This is a genomic window from Streptomyces bluensis (genome assembly GCF_014650715.1).
Lineage (GTDB): Bacteria > Actinomycetota > Actinomycetes > Streptomycetales > Streptomycetaceae > Streptomyces > Streptomyces bluensis.
Genome location: NZ_BMVM01000008.1, coordinates 121,495 through 144,980 on the forward strand (window position 1 = coordinate 121,495; position 23,486 = coordinate 144,980).

Sequence of the window (23,486 nt, forward strand, 5' to 3'; positions counted from 1 at the left end):
TGAAGATCACAGCAGTGTGGGTGTGTCCTCTCGACAGCACCCCGAGGTGATCCGCGCGGTGACCTCGACCTCCTCAACCCAGCGCCTCGCCCTCGCCCCGCACCGAAGGAACCGGCTCCGGATACGGTCGTCGTGTGAACGTCCCGAACGCCGCCCCCGAACTCTTCACCTGGGAGTTCGCCACCGACCCGTACCCGGCCTACGCGTGGCTGCGCGAGCACTCCCCCGTGCACTGGACGACACTGCCGAGCGGGGTCGAGGCATGGCTGGTGACGCGCTATGCCGACGCGCGTCAGGCTCTCGCGGACGGCAGGCTGTCGAAGAACCCCGACCATCACGCCGAGGACGCACAGGGCAAGAGCAGGACCGGTATCCCCGGGGAACGCAACGCCAATCTCATGGCGCATCTGCTGAACATCGACCCGCCGGACCACACTCGGCTGCGCCGTCTCGTCTCCAAGGCGTTCACTCCCCGCCGTGTGGTCGAATTCGCGCCCCGGGTGCAGGAGTTGGCAGACGGTCTCATCGACCGGTTCGCGCCACAGGGCGAGGCCGACCTCATCCACGACTTCGCCTTTCCCCTCCCCATCCACGCCATCTGCGATCTGCTCGGCGTCCCGCGCGAGGATCAGGACGACTTCCGTGACTGGGCGGGGATGATGATCCGGCACGGAGGCGGTCCGCGCGGTGGTGTCGCCCGCTCCGTCAAGAAGATCCGTGGCTATCTGGCCGAACTCATCCATCGCAAACGCAGCCACCTCGGTGACGACTTGATCTCCGGCCTCATCCGCGCCTCCGACCACGGGGAACACCTCACCGAGAACGAAGCGGCCGCGATGTGCTTCGTGCTTCTGTTCGCGGGTTTCGAGACCACCATCAACCTCATCGGCAACGGCATGTACGCGCTTCTGCGCCACCCCGAACAGCGCGCCCGGCTCCAGGGGTCGATCGAGCGCGGTGAAACCGCCCTGCTCGACACCGGCATCGAGGAGCTGCTCCGCTACGACGGCCCCGTCGAACTGGCCACCTGGCGCTTCGCCACCGAACCCCTCACCATCGGCGGGCAGCGCATCGCCACCGGCGACCCGGTACTGGTGGTCCTCGCCGCCGCGGACCGCGACCCCGCACGGTTCGCCGAGCCGGACACGCTCGACCTGTCCCGCCGCGACAACCAGCACCTCGGATACGGCCACGGCATCCACTACTGCCTCGGCGCGCCTCTGGCCCGCCTAGAAGGCCGTACCGCCATCGAGACGCTGCTGCGCCGGCTGCCCGATCTCCGGCTCGCCGCGGACCCGGCCGACCTGCGGTGGCGAGGTGGGCTCATCATGCGCGGGCTGCGCGACCTCCCGGTGCGGTTCACCGCCCCGCGTCGCCCCGTCTGATAGCCCTCGGCTGATAGCCCTCAGCCCTCCGCTTCCCGCACCGCGTCCCGGTAGGCCCGCGCCGCCGCCCGCAGCGCCGCCTCCGGGTCGACGCCCTCCGTCTCGGCCCGCACCGCCAGCGCCAGCAGCTCGTACCCGATGCCCTCGGCCTTCGGCAGCGGCACCTCCAGTCCGGCCATGCGCACGCGCGACGCCAGCTTCGCGGCGAGGGCCAGGCCGGGCTGGTGGAGGGGGATGCCCTCGGTGACCGAGGTGCGCCGCTTCTCGACCGCCTTGGTACGCAGCCAGTGCTCTCTGACCTCCTCGGGGGTGGTCGCCGTCTCGTCGCCGAAGACGTGCGGGTGGCGGTAGATCAGCTTGGTGACGATGCCGGCGGCCACGTCGTCGATGGAGAAGGGGGCGTCCGGGTCCTCCTCGGCTATGCGGGAATGGAACACGACCTGGAGGAGGACATCGCCCAGCTCCTCGCGGAGCTCGTCCCGGTCGCCCTCCTCGATGGCCTCCACCAGCTCGTACGCCTCCTCGATGCCGTACTTCGCGAGGCCCTGGTGGGTCTGCCGGGACGACCAGGGGCACTCGGCCCGGATGCGGTCCATGACCTGGACGAGGTCGAGGAGACGGGCGCCCGGGAGGTCGTACGAGGCGGGGAGCAGCTCCAGCTCGGGCATCGGCACGCGGCCCGAGCCGGCGAGGCGGGCGAGACCGTCGGTGAGGTGCGGCTCGCCCTCGCCCGTCGCCACGACGACCAGCGTGTGGCCGCCGGCGCAGGCGTCGACCAGCTCCTGGGCGGTCGGGGTCGCCTCCTCGACCGCTATGCCCGCCTCCCGGAGGTACGGCAGCTGCGGGTGCGTGCCGTCCGCGCACAGGACGCGGTCCGCCCCGTGCAGCGCCTGCCAGGCCTGCCAGGAGAGCAGGCCCGGTGCTACGCGGTGGCTGGTGGTGAGCAGGACGATGCGGCCGGATGAGCCGCCGGGGCTGGATGCGCCGCCTGGGCTGGTTGCGTTCACAGATCGAACGTAACCCACGTCACCGTCACCGCCCGAAGTTATCCACAGGCGGTAGTTGTCTGCCCTGGCTACCCCGGCTCTGGCTACCCGGCCCTGGCTACGCCGGCTGTGGCTGCGCGGGCGCCGTGATCTCCCGTACCCACGGCGTCTTCGCGTCCACACGGCTGCTCTTCTGGACGTCCCAGCTGCCGTAGCGCGGGTTGAGGTCGACGTCGAGTTTCTTCGAGGCGTCGGAGAGCGCCTTCCAGAAGGTGGCCTGGCCCGCGTCGGTGTTCATGTCGGCGCCGAGCGCGGCGGCCAGCTTCTGGGCCTCGATCTCGGTGCGGAGGTTGTCGTCGAGGCGCTGGGGGGCCACGCCGTACTGCTGCAACCAGGTCGTCTCCAGGGCCTTCGGTCCGCCCACCTGCCGCTCCAGGGAGGTACGGAAGGTCTGGATGTCCTTGCGGGTGACGCCGACACCGGCGTCCTCGGCCGCTCTCTTCAGGACCTCGTCGAGGACCATGCTGTGCAGTGTGTCGCGGGTGAGGCCGCCCGTCCGGGCGATGGTCTGCTCGTACTGGGCGTCGTCCGCGGTGGCGGCCCGCTGTGCCGCGCGCACCTCGTTCACCCGGTTCTCCAGCTGTGCGACCGTGATCCGCTGGCCGCCGACGACGGCCGCCGCGCCGGGGTGCGCGTCGTTCCCGCACGCGGTGAGAAGGGGCGCCGCGGTGACGATCGTGGCGCAGAGGACGAGGGCGGTGCGACGACGGCGGTGCAAGTTGGCCTCCCGAGGAGATTGTGCGACGGTGCACAAGGTCTTGCGGTGATCGATGGTAGGCAGTGTCCGTGTTCCAGGCCAGCCTTCCCCAGGCACTTCGTGAAGCACTTCGTGAAGCAGGTCGTGCAGCAGGTCGTGTGGGGGAGGCCCCAGGACCAACGATTCACCACGACTTCGGGCACCGCCGCGCCGCCGCCCAGGGTTCTGGCCGCTTCTAGCCGCGCACCTGCCCCAGCCACTGGAGGGTTCGCCGTACCTCGCCGGCCAGCGGGTGGCCGGGGCCCCTGAGCCGTTCCACGTCGAGCACCAGGCGGGCCAGGGTGTCGCGGGCCAAGGCGCGGTCGCCGAGGGCGAGGAGGAGGTGGCCGATGCGGCGGCGGACGTCCAACGAGAGCTCGGGGTCGCCGGCCACGTACTGGTTCTCGTAGTACGGCAGCAGGGAGCGGTACTCGGCGAGCGCGGCGGACGCCTCGCCGAGCTGCTCCAGGCACTGGGCGATGTCGTAGCGGAAGCGCAGGGACTGCGGGTCGGCCTGGCCCGCCTCCTTGGCCCGTTCGTCGGCGAGGCGGCGCAACTCGGGCAGGGCGCGGCGGTACTGGCCGTCGTCCATGAGGGTCGCCGCGTACTGCTTGCGCAGGGTACGGACGACGGGTGAGTGCTCACCGTGCTGGGCGGCGGCGGCCGGGAGGATCTGGCCGAGGCTGTCGACGGCCTGGGTGATGCGGCCCTCGCCGAGCAGCCGTTTGACCTCGTCGACGGCGCCCGCGACGTCGGGCTTCTCGACGGCGGGCGCGGCCTGGGGCTGCGGCGCGGGTATGCGGGCGCGGTCGGGCCAGGGCGCGTGCGGGCGCAGGAACGGCCGGGTGGGGTCGAGCGGGGCGCCGGTGGGCATCCCGCGCGCGGGCAGGAGCGGCAGGAGCTGCTCGTACGTCTCCTGCGCGGACTCCGGGCGGTGCTGCGGGTCCTTGGCCAGCAGGCGCAGGACGAGCGCCTCCAGGGGCTCGGGCACCTCGGGGCGCAGACGGCGGACCGGGACCGGCGGCTCGTAGAGGTGGCGGTGGAGGACGCCGAGGGCCGTGGAGCCCGCGAACGGGACGTTTCCGCTGAGCAGTTCGTGCATGAGCACGCCCAGCGCGTACAGGTCGGTGTACGGGCCGACCGCGCCGCCCATCGCCTGCTCGGGGGCCATGTAGGCGGGACTGCCTATGGGTGAGCCGGTGTGTGTCAGCCGGGTGGTGTCCGTGTCCATCACGGAGGCGACGCCCAGGTCGAGGACGGTGACCGTGCCGTCCTGCTTGACCATGATGTTCCGCGGCTTCAGGTCGCGGTGGACGATCGGCACGGCGTGCACGGCGGACAGCACGGCGCACAGCTGGGCGGCGACCGAGACGGTCCACTGCCAGGGGTACGGGTCGTGCTCGGCGAGGTGGTCGGAGAGGTCGGCGCCGTCGATGTACTGCATGACGAGGAACAGCTCCTCGCCCTCGCTGCCCGCGTCGTGGACCGTGACCAGGCCGGGGTGGTCGACCTGTGCGGTGACCCGGCACTCGCGGAGGAAGCGGCGGCGCAGTTCGTCGGCCTCGTGGCCCGCGACCTTGTCGGGGCGCAGCAGCTTGACGGCCACGCGCCGGTCGAGGCGCTGGTCGTAGGCCGTCCAGACCTGGCCCATGCCGCCCTGGCCGATGAGCGTGGACAGTTCGTAGCGGCCCGCGACGAGGCGTCCTGTCTCGCCGCTCACCTGCCGCCCTCGTGCTTGCGCAGGTAGTCACTGAGCTCGTCGAGCTCGGCGCGCACCTGGTCGATACGCGCGGGTGCCGGGCGCTGCGGCTGGGGCTGGGGGTGCGGTTGCGGCTGGCCCTGCGCTTGCGGCTGTACGGGCGGCGGCTGCTGGACCGGCGGGGAGGGAGGGAAGGGCTGGGGGCCCGGGTAGCCGTATCCGGTCTGCGGCGGCTGCGCGTAGCCCGCGGTCTGTGCGTACTGCGTCGGCCGGTACTGGCTGAAGTGGCGTATGTCCGCGTACAGGTAGTACGCGACGATCGGCACCATGCCGACGAGCATCAGCCACATTCCGGCGCTGCCCTCCGCCTGGAACTCGTCCTCGCCCGGGTCGATGGAGATCAGTGTGATGACGACGGAGATGTGCACGACCGCGAGGGTGAACAGGGCCCAGTGGAGCGGCTTGCGGGTCACGACGGCGAGCCTCAGCAGGCTCGGCCACGCCAAGAAGCCGCAGCTGAAGACGGCCAGCGCCACGAAGACCGCACGCAGGGTGATCTGCGCGCCCGGTGAGGGGCTGTGAGGCGGTTGCGGCACGTAGCCGGGGCCTTGCATGGCTGCTCCTGGTGGCCTGATGACGGCGGACGTTCGATGTCGTAGTCGAGCGTATAGGGGGACCAGGACAAGCGGTCCAGGGATGTGGACAACCGTTGCGGCACCGTTCCCCACCACCGGTTACGGGCCACCGGTTACGGACCACCGGTTGGGGAAGAGGCCGGAAAGAGACGGCCCGCTCGGCCCGGTGCGACGTCCCGTCGGTCAGGCCGTCGTCCATCGCACTCCCAGCGGCGGGCCGTAGGCGATGGGCGGCTGCCCGCCGCCCGCCGACAACCGCTGGTGCACCCGCCGACCGCAGACCCCAGCTGCCAGCCGCAAGCCGCAAGCCGCAAGCCGCAAGCCGCAAGGGCGACCTGACCTCAGTCCGCGTGGAACCGCGCCGGTGCCTTGGTCGGGTTGCCGCCCGAGGGAAGTTCCTGGTCGGGGCAGCCGGACAGGACGCTCTTCATGGCGGCCTTCTCCGCGGTGGTGACCCACAGGCCGTACTTCTTCTTCACGGCGATCTGCGCGGCCACGTACGTACAGCGGTAGGACTTGTTGGGCGGCAGCCAGGTGGCCGCGTCGCCGTCGCCCTTGCTGCGGTTGGGCCCTGCGTCCACGGCGAGGAGGTTGAGCGGGTCGTTGGCCAGGGCTATTCGTTTGCTCGCGTCCCACTGCCCGGCGCCCTTCTGCCAGGCGTCCGAGAGCGCGACAAGATGGTCTATGTCCACCTGGCTGCGACCGCGCGTGAAGGTGATCTCCTTGCCTCCGTAGGGATCGGGATCCAGCACTCCCGAAGCCACCGTGCAGTCGCCGTCCTTGAACTTCACGTCCTCCAGGTCGCGTTTGAGGATGTCGTCACGGGTGCCGCAGCCGTTCGAGTCCGTGTCGGCCCACGGGCTGCCGAACTTGTCCCGGTCGTATCCCGTCTTGGGCGCCCGGCCCTTGACGGTGAGCGAGTCGACGGCGGCGAGTGCGGCACCGCCGCCTCCGCCCGGCCGCTCATCGGGCCGTGAGGACCCCTCGGTCTCCTCCTTGCAGCCGGTGACGGCGACCAGCACCAGCGCGGCGACCGCGATCCCGCCCTTCAGACGCTCCACGCGACGAACCTCCCTTGCCCGCATGCCCGTTACGCATGCTCACTTGCTTATCCCGACGGACTTTTGACTGTTCAACAGTAGCCGGGGCAAGGGTGCGGCCCTACCGTCGCCCAACGGGCAACAGGTGCACGCCGGGCGTATCGTCGGTGGTGAGTCACCTCCGGAAGGAGTTCTCGCATGGGCATCTTCGACAGGTTCAAGAACCGGGCCCATCAGGACAAGGCCAAGGAAGCGTCCGACGCCGCGGAACGGAAGATCAACGAGAGGACGAGCGACAGGTACGCCGGCCAGGTCGACCAGGCCCAGCAGCGGGTCGAGGAATCGATGGGCATCAGGCGCGACGAGCCGCCGGAGCGGCGGTAGCCCTGAGACTTCAACTCCCCGCCGGCCCCCTCCGGGCCGATGAACCGCCAAGGGCCGGCGGCGAGTTCGTTCACCCCTTTCGTTCGCCCCTCCTGATGATCAAGACCCCAGAATCGCCTAAGGCCCCAAGAATCGCCTAAGACCCCAGAATCGACGCGAGGAACTCCCCGGTCCACCCCAGCAACTCCCGCCCGACCAGCGGCTTGCCGCCCACCTTGGCCGTCTTCGGGCGGGGCACCAGGACCTGGTGGACGGCGGGCTTGATGACGACGCCCGGGTAGAGACGCTTCACGCGCAGCTCCTGGGACTCCCTCAACTCCACCGGCGCGAAGCGGATGTTGTTGCCCTGGAGCACGATCTCGCCGACACCGCACGCGCGCGCGAGCATCCGCAGCCCCGCCACGAGCAGCAGGTTCTCCACCGGCTCGGGCAACTTGCCGTAACGGTCGACGAGTTCCTCGCGTACGGCCTTGATGTCCTCCTCGGTGTTCACCGAGGCGATCGCACGGTACGCCTGGAGCCGCAGCCGCTCGCCGGGCGCGTAGTCGTGCGGGACATGGGCGTCGACCGGGAGCTCGATCTTGACCTCCAGCGGCGGCTCCTCCTCCACACCGCCCTCCAGCGAGGCGCGGTATTCGGCGACGGCCTCGCCCACCATCCGTACGTACAGGTCGAAGCCGACACCCGCGATGTGCCCGGACTGCTCGCCGCCGAGCAGGTTGCCCGCGCCCCGGATCTCCAGGTCCTTCATGGCCACGTACATGCCCGCGCCCATCTCCGTGTGCTGGGCGATGGTGGCGAGCCGTTCGTGCGCCGTCTCCGTCAGCGGCTTCTCCGGCGGGTAGAGGAAGTACGCGTACCCGCGCTCACGGCCGCGCCCGACGCGCCCGCGCAGCTGGTGCAGCTGTGAGAGGCCGAAGTTGTCGCCGCGCTCCACGATCAGCGTGTTGGCGTTGGAGATGTCGATGCCCGACTCGACGATCGTCGTCGACACCAGCACGTCGAACTTCTTCTCCCAGAAGTCGACGACCACCTGCTCCAGCGCCTGCTCCGACATCTGGCCGTGAGCGGTCGCGATACGTGCCTCGGGGATGATCTCGCGCAGCCTCGCCGCCGCCCGGTCGATCGACTCGACCCGGTTGTGGATGTAGAAGACCTGGCCCTCGCGCAGCAGTTCCCTGCGGATGGCCGCGCCGATCTGCTTCTCCTCGTACGGGCCGACGAAGGTCAGGACCGGGTGGCGCTCCTCGGGAGGCGTGGTGATCGTGGACATCTCGCGGATGCCCGTCACCGCCATCTCCAGTGTCCGGGGGATGGGCGTCGCGGACATGGTCAGCACGTCCACGTTCGCCCGCAGCTTCTTCAGCTGTTCCTTGTGCTCGACGCCGAACCGCTGCTCCTCGTCGACGATGACCAGGCCCAGGTCCTTGAACCGGGTCTCCGCCGAGAACAGCCGGTGCGTGCCGATGACGACATCGACCGCCCCGTCCTTGAGGCCCTCCAGGGTGGCCTTCGCCTCGGCGTCCGTCTGGAAACGGGACAGCGCCCGCACGTTCACGGGGAACTGCGAGTACCGCTCGCTGAACGTCCCGAAGTGCTGCTGCACCAGCAGGGTCGTCGGTACCAGCACGGCGACCTGCTTGCCGTCCTGGACGGCCTTGAAGGCGGCGCGCACGGCGATCTCGGTCTTGCCGTAGCCGACGTCGCCGCAGACGAGCCGGTCCATGGGGACCGACTTCTCCATGTCCTCCTTGACCTCGGCGATCGTCGTCAGCTGGTCGGGGGTCTCGGCGTACGGGAAGGCGTCCTCCAGCTCACGCTGCCAGGGCGTGTCACCCCCGAAGGCATGCCCGGGGGCCGCCATGCGCGCGCTGTAGAGCTTGATGAGGTCCGCCGCGATCTCCTTGACGGCCTTCTTGGCACGCGCCTTGGTCTTCGTCCAGTCGGCGCCGCCGAGCCGGTGCAGGGTGGGCGCCTCCCCTCCGACGTACTTGGTGATCTGCTCCAGCTGGTCGGTGGGGATGTAGAGCCGGTCGCCGGGCTGGCCGCGCTTGGCGGGCGCGTACTCCACCACCAGGTACTCACGGGTGGCGCCCTGTACGGTCCGCTGGACCATCTCGATGTACCGGCCGACGCCGTGCTGCTCGTGCACGATGTAGTCGCCGGACTCCAGGGTCAGCGGGTCGATGGTCTTGCGGCGGCGGGCCGGCATACGGGCGCCGTCCTTGCCGGCGGCCTTCTGGCCGGACAGGTCGGTCTCCGTGAGCACGGCCAGCTTCAGCTGCGGGTCCACGAAGCCGTAGTCGATCGACCCGCAGGCCACGTGCACCACGGACGGGCTGATCTCGGCGAGGTCCGCGTCCAGCCTGGCCGCGATGCCCTCGCCGCCGAGCACCTCGACCGTACGGGCGGCCGGGCCGTGCGCCTCCGTCACGAAGACCGCGCGCCACCCGTCGGCGAGCCAGCCCTTGGTGTCGGCGAGCGCCTTCGCGGTGTCGCCGCGGTACGTCTCGGGGGCGTGCATGCCGAGCTTCAGGGTGTCCGCATCGAGCTGCTCGTCAGCCGCGAACGGGGACACCGACCACCACATCATGCCCAGCTCGCGCGCCCGGTCCCGGACGTCGGCGAGGGACCACAGGGAGGCCGCGCCGACGTCGATGGGGGCCTCGCCTCCGCCGGCGGTCGCGGCCCAGGACGCCTGGAGGAACTCCTGGCTGGTGGCCACCAGGTCGGCGGCCCGCGTCCGCACCCGCTCCGGATCGCACACGACGGCCATGGCCCCCTTGGGCAGGACGTCAAGGAGCAACTCCATGTCGTCGACGAGGACGGGCGCGAGCGACTCCATCCCCTCCACAGCGATACCCTCGGCGATCTTGCCCAGCAGCTCCCCCAGCTCCGGGTGCTGCTCCGCGAGGGCACGCGCGCGCGTGCGTACGTCCTCCGTCAGCAGCAGTTCACGGCAGGGCGGCGCCCACAGCCCGTGTTCGGCCACCTCAAGCGACCTCTGGTCGGCGACCTTGAAGTACCGGATCTCCTCGATGTCGTCACCCCAGAACTCGATGCGCAGGGGGTGTTCCTCGGTGGGCGGGAACACGTCGAGGATGCCGCCACGCACGGCGAACTCGCCGCGCTTCTCGACGAGCTCGACCCGCGAGTAGGCGGCCGCCGCGAGCGCGTCCACGATGTCGTTCAGGTCGGCGGTCCGGCCCGTCCGCAGGGCGACGGGCTCCAGGTCCCCCAGGCCCTTGACCTGAGGCTGGAGCACGGAACGCACGGGTGCCACGACCACGGAGACCGGGCCGGTCTCGGGGTCGTCGGGGCTCGGGTGGGCGAGCCGCCGCAGCACGGCCAGGCGCCGCCCCACGGTGTCGCTGCGCGGGCTCAGCCTCTCGTGCGGAAGGGTCTCCCAGGACGGATACTCCACGACGCCGTCCGGCGGCAGCAGCGACCTGAGCGCGGCCGCCAGGTCCTCGGCCTCGCGGCCGGTCGCCGTCACGGCGAGGACGGGCCTGCCGGCGCCCCTGGCCAGCGAGGCCACCGCGAACGGGCGGGCCGCGGGTGGCCCCACCAGGTCGACGTGCATGCGGTTGCCGTCGGTGGCTGCCGTGATCGCTTCCGCGAGGGCCGTGTCCTTGACGACGACGTCGAGCAGACCGTGCAGGCTCATGAAGGGCTTCCATCCCGGAGAAAACTGGAGAAACGAGAGAAAGGGCGCAACGCGAAGGGCCCGACACGCGGGGCGGGCCGGGGGTGTCCAGGGTACGACGGCTCCGACGGGCTCACCCGTTTGAGCGATCGACTCGAAATGTGTGGATCTTTACAGTTCCGTACACGAGTGTCACGCTTCCAGCCATGAGCGCCGAGTTCCCCATCACCGAGGCCCGTGCACAGTTCGGTTCCCTCGTCCGCCGGACCGCGCATGCCCGCGAGCGCATCACGATCACGGATCATGGCCAGCCTGCGGCGGTGTTCATAAACCCGACGGAGCTGGCTGAGCTTGAGGCACGGCTGGAGGACGCAGAGGATGAGCTCGCGCTGCTCCGATACCGGCAGCGGGAGGCCCGGGGCGAGGTCGTAGGTATCCCACAGGACGAGGCCCGTGCGCGTCTGGGGCTGAACCGCCCTTGATCTACACGGTCCTGTGGGAAGAAGAAGCCCTCGACGTCGCTGCCAAGTTCCTCACCGAGGATCCTGACGGGCTACGCCAGGTCTTCGCCGCAACTGATCTCTTGGCCTCGGACCCCCGGCCAACGGGAACCACGGAGTACGGATCACGGAATCTGCGCCGTCTGCGCGTCGGCCGGTACCGCGTCATGTACGAGATCAAAGAGGGCACCGTCACCGTCATGGTTCTCCATCTCGGCCGCAAGACGTGAACACAGGGCCGGGCCCGGTGGACAACCCACCGGGCCCGGCCCTTCCCCCGTTTCCCCCGCTCCCCCTGTTCTCTTCGCCCGCGGCAGCTACTCCGTCGCTATCGCGTTCAGCACGTTCATCCGCCCCGCCCTGAACGCCGGGACCAGCGCCGCGAAGAGCCCCACGAACGCGGACCCCAGGAACACCGCAGTGATCGTCGGCCACGGGATGTCCAGGACCTTCAGGCCCTCCAGGGCGAGGAGCTGCTGGGCCGTCGCGCCCCAGCCCATGCCCAGGCCCAGGCCCAGCAGGGCGCCGAACAGGGCGATCACCACCGACTCCAGGCGGATCATGCGGCGCAGCTGGCGGCGCGAGAGGCCGATCGCGCGCATCAGGCCGATCTCACGGGTCCGCTCCACCACCGACAGGGCCAGCGTGTTCACCACACCCAGGACCGCGACGATGATCGCCAGGGCCAGCAGGCCGTAGATCATGTTCAGGAGCTGGCCGATCTGGTCCTTCAGGGCTTCCTTGTAGTCGGTCTGGTCGCGGACCGTGTACTGGGGGTAGTCGTCCAGCGCGGCCTTGAGCGACGTGTACGCGGCCGCCTCCTGCCCGTCCTTCGCCGAGGCGAAGAGGAGCATGTCCAGCGGCATCTTCTCAGCCGGGACGTACGTGGCCATCGTGTCGATGGACGTGTACATCGCGCCCGCGTCGATGACCACGTCACTGCTGGTGATCGCGCGGACCGTCAGCCGGGCCGGGGCACGGCCGTCCTTGAACGCGACCGTGATCGTGGAGCCGAGCGTGATGTCGTGGTCCTTGGCGAACTTCTCGTGGACGGACATCGAGTCCGGCTTGTACGCGTCCTTGAGGTCCCCGGCGACCGTCTCGGTGCGCAGGTCCGTCGCGTACGACGGGTCGGCGGCCGTGATCGCGGTGTCCTTGAGCGTCTTGCCGTCGGGCGTGGTGAAGTCGGCCTGGGTCCACTTGTACTCGGTGACCCCGGTCAGGTCCTCGGCGGACTTCGCCGCCTCCACGGCCTGCGGCGTGATCAGCTGGCCGCTGTCCGACTGGATGATGAAGTCCGTACCGACCGTCTTGTCCAGCTGGTCCGTCGCCGAGGCCACCATCGAGGAGCCCACGACGGACAGACACGCGACCAGGGCCAGCCCGATCATGAGCGCGGCGCCGGTCGCCCCCGTACGGCGCGGGTTGCGCAGCGCGTTGCGCTCGGCCATCCGCCCGACCGGGCCGAAGATCCGCAGCACCACGGCGCCCAGCACCCGCACCACGGCGCCCGCGAGCACCGGCCCGATCACGACGAAGCCGATCAGCGACAGCACCACACCGCCGCCCAGCCACACCGAGCCCTCGCTCGCCTTGTCCGCCTGGGACGCGAGGTAGAGGCCGTAACCCCCGGCACCGGTCAGCGCGAGCCCCAGTACGGCCCGTACGACACCGGACCTGGCGCCGGCCGGCGCGCCCGAGTCACGCAGCGCGGCCATCGGGGAGACCTTGCCGGCCCGTCGCGCGGGCAGGTACGCGGCGAGCACGGTGACCACGATGCCGAGCAGCAGCCCGACCACCGGGGTGGTCCAGGCGACGGTGAGGTCATCGGTGGACAGGTTCATGCCCGTGGCGCTCATGAGCTTCATCAGGCCGATGGCCAGACCCACGCCCGCGCCCACGCCGAGGACCGAACCGAAGACACCCAGCAGCAGTGCCTCGACGAGCACCGACCGGTTGACCTGCCGCCGCGAGGAGCCGATGGCCCGCATCAGGCCGATCTCACGGGTCCGCTGGGCGACCAGCATCGAGAAGGTGTTGATGATCAGGAAGATGCCGACGAGGAAGGCGATCCCGGCGAAGCCGAGCATGGCGTACTTCATCACGCCCATGAAATCGCCGACGTCCTTGGCGTTGGCGTCCGCGACCTCCTTGGCCGTCTGCACCTGGTAGCCGCCGCCCAGCGCCGCGGTGACGTTCTTCTTCACCTGCGCGTCGCTGAGACCGGAGGCCGCGGTGACGTTGACGTTGGTGTAGACGCCCTTCTCGCCGAGCAGGGACTCCTGGGCGGTCTTCGTGTCCAGGTAGAAGATCGCGGCACCGGGGTTGGTGACCTGGAACTCGGCGATGCCGGAGATCTTCGCCCGATGCGTGCCGACGGCCGTGATGACGCCGATCTCGTCACCGAGCTTCAGGTGGTGCTTCTCGGCGGTGTCCGCGTCGACCATGACCTGCTCCGGCCCGCGCGGTGCCTGCCCGGAGGAGATCTCCATGGTGCGGGCGTCGTTGGCGTTCCAGTTGCCGACGATGGTCGGGCCCCCGCTCGTCGGCGAGAGGCTGTCCTTGTCACCGTCGACGACGGTCACCGACGTCGAGAACACCGTGCCCTCGGCCGACTTCACGCCGTCCGCCCCCCGCACCTCCTCCAGCACGGACGCGGGCATGGTCGGCGGTTTGCCGTTGTCGGACTGGGTCTCCCCGGTGTCCGAGGCGCCCTTGGCACTGACCGTGACATCGGACGCGGTGGCCGCGAACAGCTTGTCGAAGGTGGTGGACATCGTGTCGGTGAACACCAGCGTCCCGCAGACGAAGGCCACCGAGAGCAGGACGGCCACCGCGGACAGCGCCATGCGTCCCTTGTGCGCGAAGAAGTTGCGCAGGGAGGTCTTCATGACGGTCATGACGTGCGCCCCCGGGCGTCGAAGTCCTTCATGCGGTCGAGCACGGTGTCGGCGGTCGGCTCGTACATCTCGTCGACGATCCGGCCGTCGGCGAGGTACAGCACACGGTCCGCGTACGAGGCGGCCACCGGGTCGTGCGTGACCATGACGATGGTCTGCCCGAGCTCGTCGACGGACCGCCGCAGGAAGCCCAGCACCTCGGCGCCGGCCCGCGAGTCCAGGTTCCCGGTCGGCTCGTCACCGAAGATGATCTCGGGCCGGGCCGCCAGGGCACGGGCCACGGCGACGCGCTGCTGCTGACCGCCCGAGAGCTGGGTCGGCCGGTGCTTGAGCCGGTCGGCGAGCCCCACGGTGTCCACGACCCGCCCCAGCCACGCCTTGTCCGGCTTACGGCCCGCGATGTCCATGGGCAGCGTGATGTTCTCCAGCGCGTTCAGCGTGGGCAGCAGGTTGAACGCCTGGAAGATGAACCCGATCCGGTCCCGGCGCAGCTTCGTGAGCTTCTTGTCCTTCAGGCCGGTGATCTCGGTCTCGTCCAGATAGATCTGACCGCTGGTCACGGAGTCCAGTCCGGCGAGGCAGTGCATCAACGTGGACTTGCCGGACCCCGAGGGGCCCATGATCGCGGTGAACTGACCGCGGGCGATGTCCACGTCGACGTGATCGAGGGCGACGACACGGGTCTCACCGGAGCCGTACGCCTTCACGACCTGCCGCGCCCGCGCGGCAACGGCCGTAGTCCCTCCAGTACCCCCGTGCCTGGTGATGGTCACAGCCGATGTCACGGTATGTCTCCTATATCTGCCAGCAGTTCGAAACGAGCGCTGCTGTGAGCGAAGTAGTGCTGATGCGGTGCTGATGCGGTCCTGATGAAAGCGACGCGCTGATGTGCGGTGTGCCCGCCCCGGCGCGTGACCGGTGTTCCGCCGGTGTTCGGCCGGTGTCCGGCGTGCGGTACGCCGATGAGTCTGGCTTCCGCGAAGGGTCCGGCGCGCTGGTGCCGGACCCCGTCTCGCCCTGGGGAAAACCCCACCCCCGAACCTGCGGTCCGTACGACCCCCGTACGCCCCGACCGCTCCCCAGCGACGTAAAGCCAGGCTAAGGACGCCCCCTGCCCCGTCTCGTCCTCCGGCGGTACGAACCGCCCCCCGGCCGTAGTACGGAGATACCCCTAAGGGATGTCCACCGGCAGGTGGAGGGCATCTCAGGGTCCGATCCACCCACTGACCCACCCACTGACCCACCCACCGGTCCACCCACCGGTCCTCACACCTTGCACCCTCCCGCTACGTGAAGCTCAAGTGGCAAGCTGTGATCGGCCGATAGATGCATAGGGAAAGGACTCCGGTGGGCGAGACGAAACCCGCGATACGCGACACCGCACAGCACACCGGAACCCATCGGCGCGGAGCCGTCGTCGCCGCGCTCATGCTTGTCATGAGCCTGGCCGCGCTGGACACCACGATCGTGTCGACCGCCGTCCCCCAGATCGTCGGCGACCTCGGCGGCTTCTCCGTCTTCTCCTGGCTGTTCTCGGGCTACCTGCTGGCGGTCACGGTCACGCTCCCCGTCTACGGCAAGCTCTCCGACACCTTCGGCCGCAAGCCGGTACTGATCGCCGGAACCGCCGTCTTCCTCCTCGGCTCCCTGCTCTGCGCCCTCGCCTGGAACATGGCGGCCCTCATCGCGTTCCGCATCGTGCAGGGCCTGGGCGGCGGCGCCCTCCAGGGCACGGTGCAGACACTCGCCGCCGACCTCTACCCGCTGGAGGAGCGCCCGAAGATCCAGGCCAGGATCTCCGCGGTGTGGGCCACGTCGGCCGTCGCCGGCCCGGCCCTCGGCGGGGTCCTCGCGGCCTACGCCGACTGGCGGTGGATCTTCCTCATCAACCTGCCGCTCGGCGCGGTGGCCCTCTGGCTCCTCGCCCGCCATCTCCACGAGCCCCAGCGCCGGCAGGGCGCCCCCCGCCCCCGTATCGACTGGGCGGGCGCGCTCACGGTGTTCGCCTGCGGGGGCGCCCTGCTGACCGCCATCGTCCAGGGCGGGGTGGCCTGGCCATGGCTGTCCTGGCCCTCACTCGCCCTGCTGGGCACGGGACTCGCCCTGGTCGTGGCCCTGGTGGTCATCGAACGCCGGGCCGCGGAGCCGATCATCCCCGGCTGGGTGTGGCGACGCCGTACGATCGCGGCGGTCAATCTGGCCCTGGGCGCCCTGGGGTTGCTGATGGTGGCCCCGACGGTCTTCCTCCCGACGTACGCACAGTCGGTCCTGGGCCTGGCCCCGATAGCCGCCGGATTCGTGCTGTCCGTCTGGACGTTGAGCTGGCCGGTGTCCGCGGCGCTGAGCCAGCACGTGTACCGCAGGATCGGCTTCCGCAACACGGCGATGCTGGGCATCGGCGCGGCGACGCTGATCCTGGCCGCCTTCCCGCTGCTGCCCTACCCGGGCGAACCCTGGCAGCCGACCCTGCTCATGCTCCTGCTCGGCGCCGCGCTCGGCCTCTTCCAGCTCCCCCTCATCGTGGGCGTCCAGTCGACCGTGGAGTGGGCGGAACGCGGCACCGCCACGGCCTCGATCCTCTTCTGCCGCCAGACGGGCCAGACACTGGGCGCGGCGGCCTTCGGCGCCGTCGCCAACGCGGTGCTGGCCTCCCGCCTGGGCGGCACCGGCGACCTCGACGCCGTGACCCGCGCCCTCGACTCCGGCGCCGCCTCGGAGCACGTACGGCGAGCGGTGGCGGACGCGGTCAACGCGGTCTACCTGGGCGCGGCGGGCGCGGCCGCGCTGGGGTTCCTGGCCCTCCTGCTGCTGGCGCCCCGCCGTTTCCCCGTAATCAAGGACTGAGAGGATCGCCACAGACCGTTACGTGAAGGAGGGGGACGACCGTGATCGTCATCTTGTCCGTCGTCGTCGTGCTCGTGCTGGCGGGCTGCGCCTGCGTCGTGTGGGCGGCGCGGGGCGGCCCGCGCTGGGTCCGCGGGATAGCCGCCGTAACCCTGACGGCGGGCGAGGCGGTACGCCGCTCGGGGCGCACGAAGTCGCGACAGGACGCGGACTCGGACGACTAGTGCTGTGCCCGGGATGGTTCACCGTGATCGAAAGGCGGCTTGTGGGACGAGCGCACGCGAAACGGCTGGTATTACTGGGGCATGCAGGAAGAGACCGCACGCTCCGCGATCGACACGTTCATCTCCGCGTTCAACGCCTCGGACGACAGCTATGTGACTGCCCTGCTCTCCCAGGCCCTGACCTCAGACGTGGTCTTCTGGGGGCCGTTGGGCCGCAGCGAAGGAATCGCGGCGGTCGAGCGGTTCGTGCTGGACATCCGGCACCACCCGGCGGGGACCGGCACGATGGTGCGCTGCTCAGCGGTGGACATGCCTGACGAGTGGGCCCGGTACCAGTGGGTCTTCACCACGCCGGATGGAGGCCCCCGGCTGGCGGGAACGGACGTCGTCCATCTGCGGCGGAGCCTCATCGACCAGGTCATCGTCTTCGCGGGCGAGATCGAGCCGTCCGCCTCCTGAGTCATCTGTCGCTGTCCTTCTCCTGAACTTGCCCCCTTCGGCGCTCGGGGGCTGCGGTTCGCAGTTGGTCGGGCCGCGGTGTTGAGGGGGCGTCCGCCCCAGCGGATGCCCTTTTCGCTGCGAATGCGGGCACGTTCCTTGCGTTGGGCGGCGAGCACGTCGGGGTGGCGGGGGTTGGTGTTGCGCCAGCGCAGGTAGCGGTGCAGTGCCTGGGTTTGCTCGGGGTGGCTGCGGTGGTGGGAGTTGGCCAGGGTGAACTGCCGCAGCGGGCCGAAGTGGGCCTCGATCGGTTTGGCCCAGGAGGCGTAGGTCGGGGTGAAGCACAGTCCATCCAACCGTCGCGACCACCAACACGGCGAACCTTCACGGTCACAGCACTAGACGGGTCGGTCTGTCTTCCCGCCCTCCCCGCCCTTCCCGTCGCACCTGGGGCATTCGCGGGGCGGAAAGCACCCGGCCGACTCGATCGGCGCGTCCTTGCGCGACGGCAGATACGTCACTCTCGGTCCCCAGGTCCGCCCGCCGTCGCGTCGGTTCAGGACACCCGGCCAAGAGCGACGAGAAACGGGACAGCCTCCTCGCCACTCGTCTCGAACGGGCCCGAATCCTGGGCAACTTCGACTCGCCCAAGGTGACGCTTCTGCTCTCCGAAGCGGTCCTGCGCCAGGTGATCGGTGGCCCGGAGGTCATGTGCGAGCAGCTCCAGCACATCGTGGAGTTGGGTGAGAGCAGGCGCATCCGCGTGCACGTGCTCCCCTTCACGGTGGGCGCGCATGCCCTCCTTGAGGGCCCGGTCAAGCTCATGTGGTTCGAGGAACTGCCACCCGTCGCGTACGTCGAAGGCCTCAAGTCGGGGCGGATCTGGGAACCTCAGGGCACCGTGCGTGAGTTGGAGGACGTCTACGATCACGCGCTGGGCGACGCGTTGTCGCACCGCAAGTCCCTGGCATTGATCAGGTCGGTGGCCGAGGATTATGAGCATGAAGCGCAGCGAGAACAGCATTCCTGACGCATCGATACTGACCGGCTGGCGCAAGTCGAGCTACAGCGGTGAGAGCGGGGGCAACTGCCTCGAAGTCACCCACACCGCCCTCCCCACCCACATCCCCGTCCGGGACAGCAAGAACCCCACCGGGCCGGCCCTTGTCTTCCCGGCACCGGCCTGGCAGGCGTTCGTCACTTCACGATGGTCGTGATCAAGACCCCGCCGCGTGCGGTGTCCCCGAACCGGGCCGCCCCACTACTCCGACTCCGTCGGCGCCCGCCCCGTCAGCGCCGCCAGGCTGTTGCGTACGTGGTCCATGTGGGCCTGCACCGTGTCCCATTGCTCGGCGTGTTCGCGCAGCACGCGTTCCGTCTCGCGGATGATGCGGTCCTCCTGGACGCGGGCCTCGGCGATCACTTCGGCGGCACGGGCCTCGGCGTCCGCCTGGATGCGGGCGTCGGACTCCTCGGCCTCGGCGATGGCGCGCGTCGCCTCGGCGAGGACGGCCTCGGCGCGGGCCACCCGTTCGCCGTGCCGCGCGTCGCGAACGGACTCACGTTCGGCCAGCTCGCGGTCCATCTCCACGCACCGGTCGGCGTACTCCTTCTCCCGCTCGGCGAGCAGGCCCTCGGCCCGCTGCCGCATCTCCCGCAGCGCGGCCAGCGCCTCACCCCGGCGCTCCTTCACCTCCAGCCGGGCCTCGACCCGCAGGTCGTCCGCCTCGGCGCGCGCCACGAGCAGCCGCTGCCGGGCCCGCTCCTCGGCCTCGCCGCGCACCTCGTCGGCGTACGCCTGCGCGGCCTCCAGCGCCGCGCGCCCCTCCGCCTCCGCCTCATCAGTGATCCGCAGGGCGTCGTGACGGCCGCGCTCACGCACCGCCTCCGCCTCCTGCACGCCCAGCTCGAACAACTCCCGCGCCCCCTCACCGAGCGCCTCGTACGTCTGCGGAGGCAGCGCCGCCACGGCCTCCCGCAGCCGCTCCGCCTCCGCCTCCATCTCCCTGGCCAGCACGGTCAACCGCGCGGCCCGCTCCCACGCCGCGTCACGGTCCTGCGAGAGGGCCGTCGTGTACGCGTCGACCTGGTCGGGACGGTAGCCGCGCCGTACAACCGCGAAGCCGTCCGGCGACACCGATGCGCTGCTCATCCTGGAACCCCTCTCGAATGATTTCGCGCATATCTTGATTGATCAGACCTAAGGGCTCATAACGCGACACTCCAGCTGTAAGTAACGGTCGTCGTTCCCACACGAAAGGGCCGGGCCCGGTCACACGACCGGGCCCGGCCCTCCGCACAGGGTGACGCGACGTCAGCGCCGCGCCAGCCTCACCTTTTTCGGGTCACCGTCTTCGGGATCACCGTCAGAGCAATCCGTCCCACATCTGCTCCAGCAGCACCGACCACCAGCTCTCCGGCGAACCCAGCGCCGCCTGGTCGAGGGCGGCCAGCTGGGCCTGGAAGTCGACCGTCCAACGACCCGCCTGCTCCTGGTTCAGGCCGTAGCGCAGACGCCACATGCGGCCCAGCAACGCCAGACAGCGCTGGAACTCGGGCAGCCCCGTGTTCACGAACTGCGGCGGCACCGGAGCACCACCCGGCGCGGCCTCCACCGGAACCGCCACGATGTTCGCCGTGCCGTACTGCACACACAGCGCCTTGCCGAAGTCGCTGCCCATGACGAGGTACGAGCCCGCGTCCGACGCGGGCTGCACGCCCCGCTCCTGCGCCAGCTCGGCAAGCGTCGGCACCGGCCGCGCCGGCTGGGCCTGCGCCCAGAAGAACGGGCCCATGTCGACCGGCAGTCCGCCCACCACCAGCGAGTGCGCCACGATCGGCGGCACACCCTGCCGGGACACCGCCTGCTGGTCGAACCGGAAGAGACCCGGCCCGAACGCCGCCGCCAGCTCCTGCGCGACCCCCTCCGGCGGGATCGGCGGCGCGGGCTGCACCGGCGGCAGCGGCGCCCGCACCGGCGCGGGCCGCGCGGGACCATCGGCCACCTGGTGCAACTCCCCCTGATGCGCGAGGAGTTGCGCCATGCCCTGCTGACGCGAGGCGTGGTCGGTGCCGTACGGGGCGATCGACGTGATCCGCGCGTTCGGCCACTGCTCGCGGATCATCCGCGCACAGTACGCACCCGGCAGCTCACACGACTCCAGCTCCGTGTGCAGCTCCAGCACCTGGTCCGGCGGGATGTTCATCCCGCGCAGCTCGTGGAAGATCTGCCACTCCGGGTGCGGCACACCCGGCGCCGACCGCCGGATCACCTGCTGCTCGGAGCCGTCCGGGGCGCGGTAGCGCAGCACCGCCTGGTAGCCGGGGCCCACGGTCGGCTGGCCCGAGGGCTGCTGCGGATAGCCGTACGCGGGAGGCTGCTGCCCCGGGGCCGGCGGCTGGCCGGGCACCGGCTGATGACCGGGGACCGGCCGCGGGGCGCCCGGAGGCATGCCGGGCGGAGCCGGGGGCGGGGGAACACCGGGCGCTCCCGGCGCACCGGGAGCGCCCGGGGGGCCGACCGGAGGGGCCGCCAGCATGGTCTCGGCGTGGTGTACGGCGCCGGGTGCGCCCGGAGTTCCGGGAGCAACCGGTGCGCCCGGAGCACCAGGCACACCCGGAGCACCCGGAGGAGGCGGAGGTGCCGGCACACCCGGCGCACCAGGCGCACCCGGAGGCGCCGGAACACCGGGCGCACCCGGCCGGCCCGGAGCCCCGGGGGGACCCGGGGGCATGGGCGCGCCCGGACCGCCGACAGGAGGAGCGGACAGGACCGTCGCCGCGTGATGAACGCCACCCCCCGGCGTACCACCAGGCGGAGTAGACCCGCCCGAAGGCTGCGAACCACCAGGCACACCCGGAGCACCCGGAGCACCCGGAGGAGCCGGCACACCCGGAGCGCCAGGCGCACCCGGAGGCGCCGGAACCTGCGGGGCCAACTGCGTCGGCAGGTACCCAACCCCCGGGGCACCCGGAGGCGGCGGCGGAGGCGGCGGAGTGTTGCCGGTCGCCGCGTCGGCGGCCTCACCCGCGCCGGGCGGAGGCGTACCGGGAGACTGCGGGTAGCCGTACCCGGGCGCACCCGGAGGAGGCGTACCGGGACCCTGCGGATAGCCGTACGACGAAGCGCCCGCGGGCGGCGCGCCCTGCGGACCGCCCGGCTCGTTCGGCGGCGGAGAGACCGCTGTCGGCGGCAACTGGCTGCCCCCGGCCAACAGCGCGGTCTTGGCTTCCGGCGCCACACCGGGCGGCGGAACATCGGCGTCGTCCACACCGGTCAGCGGCGGCGCGAACACAGTCTGGGGCAGCGGTACCGAACGGTCCTCCTCCGCACCGGCATTGGTGTCTGTCCCGGCCCACGGAGTCGCCCCCGGCGCCACACCCGGCACCCGGTCCTGCGGCGGCGCGTCCCGCACGTCGTCAACGGCACCGGCGGCCGGCCACGGCGTGGCATCGGCCGTACCGGAAGGCCCCGCGAGAGTCTCGGGCAGCGCACCGTCCCGCCCGGGCACCGCATCCGAGACGGAACCCGTGTCCGAGCCGGCCCCGGCCCCCGCCACACGGGAACCCTCCCCGTCGGACGCGTCCGCCCCCGAACCCTCACCCGAGATACCCAGCTTGTCGGCCGCCTCCTGCAACCACTCCGGCGGAGTCAGCAGGAACGACGTCTGGTTCAGGTCCACCCGGGCCGGAGGAGGCGCGGACTCGGGCTCGGGCGCGGTCTCCGTCCGGCCGTACTCCTCCTCGTACCGCCGGATCACCTCACCCACCGGCAGCCCCGGCCACAGCGTGGCCTCACCGCTGTCCCGCGCGATGACGAGCCGCTGGGCGCCGCCGTCCGACCGCGGCCCCTCGGCCCGGTCCTCGGCCCAGACCACAAACCCCAGCTCGAACTCCCGCACCCGCACCTCACGGTGCTGGTAACCGGGCACATCCCCATTGATCCACTCTTCGGCCCGCTCCTGCGCCTGCGCGAAGGTCACCATCGAAAGCTCACTCCCCCACCGAAGACGCGGAAGACGACGAGGAGACAGGCACCGCACGCGCGAAGCCACCGTCCACCATCAGATTCGCCACGGTCTCCAACTCCGGCGGATTACCCGCCAGCCGCGACAGAAACGCATCGAAGTCATCCCCACACGGCAACAACAGCCGCTCGGCACGCTCCGCAGGCGTCCACGACGGATCCACGTCACGGGCATCGTCGTACGCGCAGAACCAGACCGACCCGACCCGGTCACCCCTCACCTTCACGGCGAGCAACCCGCCCTGCACGAACCCGACACCCAGATAGTCCTTGGTCAGATGATCCCGCAGACACTTGTTCACGTACACAACGTCATTGATGGCGGCCTCGTCCCGCACCGTGAAGAACGGCTGGTCGACCAGCACACCCAACTCCGCGTCCAGAGCCGCCCCCACAGGCGCACAACCACCCGCGGCCTTCAGAAACGACCGATACGCCCCCGGCAACCGGTACCCGAGATCCTCCTCGACCCCCAGCACCTGCTGCTCCGTCACCGCCAACGCCGACTTCGGCAACCCGAAATGCGCCGGCCGCGTCTCCTGCAACGGCCGCGTCCCCCGCTTGCCCTGATCGACAACCGCCGTCGCCACACCACCGTGATGCCGCAGCAGCGCCTTGACCTCCACCGGCACCAACTCAAGCCGCCGACTGCCCCGCACGTGATGCCAGGTCCAGCCGTGCGGAGTGGCCACCGCGGGAATCGTGTCCCACAACTCATGCCCCGAAGCGGCGAGCGCGGCGTTCGCGGACACGTAGTCCGTCAACCTCAACTCATCCACACCGAACCCTTCCGGAGGGTCCGCGATATCAGCGGCGGCACGCGCATAGGGCGAGAAGTCGGGATAGCCATGGGCGTCCACACGCACGCCTCTCGGATGACGCGCCGCCCGGACCGGATCCGGAAACTGCACGACCTGCCCGGCGTAGGCCGCGTTCGGCGGCGCGGCTTGATGCCCGAGCCGACCTGTCGTCATGGCGGATGC

General features: G+C 70.6%; 20 protein-coding genes and 1 pseudogene. 9 read left to right on the forward strand and 12 right to left on the reverse strand.

Going from position 1 to position 23,486, the window contains the following annotated elements; all coding sequences use genetic code 11:
• The first annotated feature begins 134 nt into the window (after nucleotides 1-134).
• Entirely contained in the window at nucleotides 135-1,385 is a 1,251-nt protein-coding gene (locus tag IE262_RS20875) for a cytochrome P450 family protein (RefSeq protein WP_189875546.1), read from the forward strand.
• Nucleotides 1,386-1,405: 20 nt separating this feature from the next.
• On the opposite strand, the gene IE262_RS20880 is transcribed toward IE262_RS20875, so the two are convergent.
• The 5 genes from IE262_RS20880 to IE262_RS20900 form a co-directional block, all read right to left on the reverse strand.
• Nucleotides 1,406-2,392 (reverse strand): nucleoside triphosphate pyrophosphohydrolase, encoded by a 987-nt coding sequence (locus IE262_RS20880; RefSeq protein WP_229877372.1) that lies wholly within the window; start codon nucleotides 2,390-2,392, stop codon nucleotides 1,406-1,408.
• 97 nt (nucleotides 2,393-2,489) lie between these two features.
• Entirely contained in the window at nucleotides 2,490-3,149 is a 660-nt protein-coding gene (locus IE262_RS20885) for a SurA N-terminal domain-containing protein (RefSeq protein WP_134038894.1), read from the reverse strand.
• Between the two features lie 214 nt (nucleotides 3,150-3,363).
• Complete coding sequence (locus IE262_RS20890; protein ID WP_268249576.1) at nucleotides 3,364-4,845, reverse strand: serine/threonine-protein kinase; 1,482 nt, start codon at nucleotides 4,843-4,845, stop codon at nucleotides 3,364-3,366.
• A 38-nt stretch (nucleotides 4,846-4,883) separates the two neighbouring features.
• On the reverse strand, nucleotides 4,884-5,480 hold the full coding sequence (locus tag IE262_RS20895) for a hypothetical protein (RefSeq protein WP_189875551.1): 597 nt from the start codon (nucleotides 5,478-5,480) through the stop codon (nucleotides 4,884-4,886).
• Nucleotides 5,481-5,842: 362 nt separating this feature from the next.
• A complete protein-coding gene (locus IE262_RS20900; RefSeq protein ID WP_189875553.1) occupies nucleotides 5,843-6,562 on the reverse strand; it encodes an HNH endonuclease family protein in 720 nt (239 codons plus the stop codon).
• Between the two features lie 177 nt (nucleotides 6,563-6,739).
• Between IE262_RS20900 and IE262_RS20905 the strand changes: the two genes are divergently transcribed.
• Entirely contained in the window at nucleotides 6,740-6,925 is a 186-nt protein-coding gene (locus tag IE262_RS20905) for an antitoxin (protein WP_189875555.1), read from the forward strand.
• Nucleotides 6,926-7,061: 136 nt separating this feature from the next.
• Here the strand turns inward: IE262_RS20905 and mfd are convergent, their stop codons facing one another.
• Nucleotides 7,062-10,592 (reverse strand): transcription-repair coupling factor, encoded by a 3,531-nt coding sequence (gene mfd / locus IE262_RS20910; protein ID WP_189875558.1) that lies wholly within the window; start codon nucleotides 10,590-10,592, stop codon nucleotides 7,062-7,064.
• Nucleotides 10,593-10,777: 185 nt separating this feature from the next.
• Between mfd and IE262_RS20915 the strand changes: the two genes are divergently transcribed.
• Nucleotides 10,778-11,053 carry a type II toxin-antitoxin system Phd/YefM family antitoxin gene (locus IE262_RS20915; RefSeq protein WP_134038888.1) on the forward strand — a complete coding sequence of 92 codons (276 nt, stop codon included), beginning with the start codon at nucleotides 10,778-10,780 and terminating at the stop codon, nucleotides 11,051-11,053.
• Nucleotides 11,050-11,301: a type II toxin-antitoxin system RelE family toxin gene (locus IE262_RS20920; RefSeq protein ID WP_134038887.1), complete on the forward strand. Its 252-nt coding sequence runs from the start codon at nucleotides 11,050-11,052 to the stop codon at nucleotides 11,299-11,301. The genes IE262_RS20915 and IE262_RS20920 overlap by 4 nt, the downstream gene beginning before the upstream one ends.
• A gap of 87 nt (nucleotides 11,302-11,388) precedes the next feature.
• On the opposite strand, the gene IE262_RS20925 is transcribed toward IE262_RS20920, so the two are convergent.
• Nucleotides 11,389-13,971 (reverse strand): ABC transporter permease, encoded by a 2,583-nt coding sequence (locus IE262_RS20925; RefSeq protein WP_189875560.1) that lies wholly within the window; start codon nucleotides 13,969-13,971, stop codon nucleotides 11,389-11,391.
• Nucleotides 13,968-14,756: an ABC transporter ATP-binding protein gene (locus IE262_RS20930; RefSeq protein ID WP_134038885.1), complete on the reverse strand. Its 789-nt coding sequence runs from the start codon at nucleotides 14,754-14,756 to the stop codon at nucleotides 13,968-13,970. The genes IE262_RS20925 and IE262_RS20930 overlap by 4 nt, the downstream gene beginning before the upstream one ends.
• Nucleotides 14,757-15,318: 562 nt before the next feature.
• On the opposite strand from IE262_RS20930, the gene IE262_RS20935 reads away from it, so the two are divergent.
• From IE262_RS20935 to IE262_RS20945, 3 genes are all read left to right on the forward strand, one after another.
• Entirely contained in the window at nucleotides 15,319-16,815 is a 1,497-nt protein-coding gene (locus IE262_RS20935) for an MFS transporter (RefSeq protein WP_189875562.1), read from the forward strand.
• Between the two features lie 41 nt (nucleotides 16,816-16,856).
• Entirely contained in the window at nucleotides 16,857-17,039 is a 183-nt protein-coding gene (locus IE262_RS20940; protein ID WP_134038883.1) for a hypothetical protein, read from the forward strand.
• Between the two features lie 81 nt (nucleotides 17,040-17,120).
• On the forward strand, nucleotides 17,121-17,498 hold the full coding sequence (locus IE262_RS20945; protein WP_134038882.1) for a nuclear transport factor 2 family protein: 378 nt from the start codon (nucleotides 17,121-17,123) through the stop codon (nucleotides 17,496-17,498).
• A gap of 71 nt (nucleotides 17,499-17,569) precedes the next feature.
• Here the strand turns inward: IE262_RS20945 and IE262_RS39555 are convergent.
• Nucleotides 17,570-17,827 (reverse strand): annotated as a pseudogene (locus IE262_RS39555) (IS630 family transposase); the annotation flags it as partial.
• A 104-nt stretch (nucleotides 17,828-17,931) separates the two neighbouring features.
• Here IE262_RS39555 and IE262_RS20950 point away from each other — a divergent pair.
• Both IE262_RS20950 and IE262_RS20955 read left to right on the forward strand, forming a co-directional pair.
• Entirely contained in the window at nucleotides 17,932-18,507 is a 576-nt protein-coding gene (locus IE262_RS20950) for a DUF5753 domain-containing protein (protein WP_229877381.1), read from the forward strand.
• Nucleotides 18,479-18,694, forward strand: coding sequence for a DUF397 domain-containing protein (locus tag IE262_RS20955; protein ID WP_134038880.1), 216 nt, complete (start codon nucleotides 18,479-18,481; stop codon nucleotides 18,692-18,694). The genes IE262_RS20950 and IE262_RS20955 overlap by 29 nt, the downstream gene beginning before the upstream one ends.
• 44 nt (nucleotides 18,695-18,738) lie before the next feature.
• Here the strand turns inward: IE262_RS20955 and IE262_RS20960 are convergent, their stop codons facing one another.
• The 3 genes from IE262_RS20960 to IE262_RS20970 form a co-directional block, all read right to left on the reverse strand.
• Nucleotides 18,739-19,629 carry a coiled-coil domain-containing protein gene (locus IE262_RS20960; RefSeq protein WP_189875564.1) on the reverse strand — a complete coding sequence of 297 codons (891 nt, stop codon included), beginning with the start codon at nucleotides 19,627-19,629 and terminating at the stop codon, nucleotides 18,739-18,741.
• A 214-nt stretch (nucleotides 19,630-19,843) separates the two neighbouring features.
• Nucleotides 19,844-22,462, reverse strand: coding sequence for an SUKH-4 family immunity protein (locus IE262_RS20965; protein ID WP_189875566.1), 2,619 nt, complete (start codon nucleotides 22,460-22,462; stop codon nucleotides 19,844-19,846).
• 7 nt (nucleotides 22,463-22,469) lie between these two features.
• Complete coding sequence (locus IE262_RS20970; RefSeq protein WP_189875569.1) at nucleotides 22,470-23,477, reverse strand: SMI1/KNR4 family protein; 1,008 nt, start codon at nucleotides 23,475-23,477, stop codon at nucleotides 22,470-22,472.
• Between the last annotated feature and the right edge of the window lie 9 nt (nucleotides 23,478-23,486).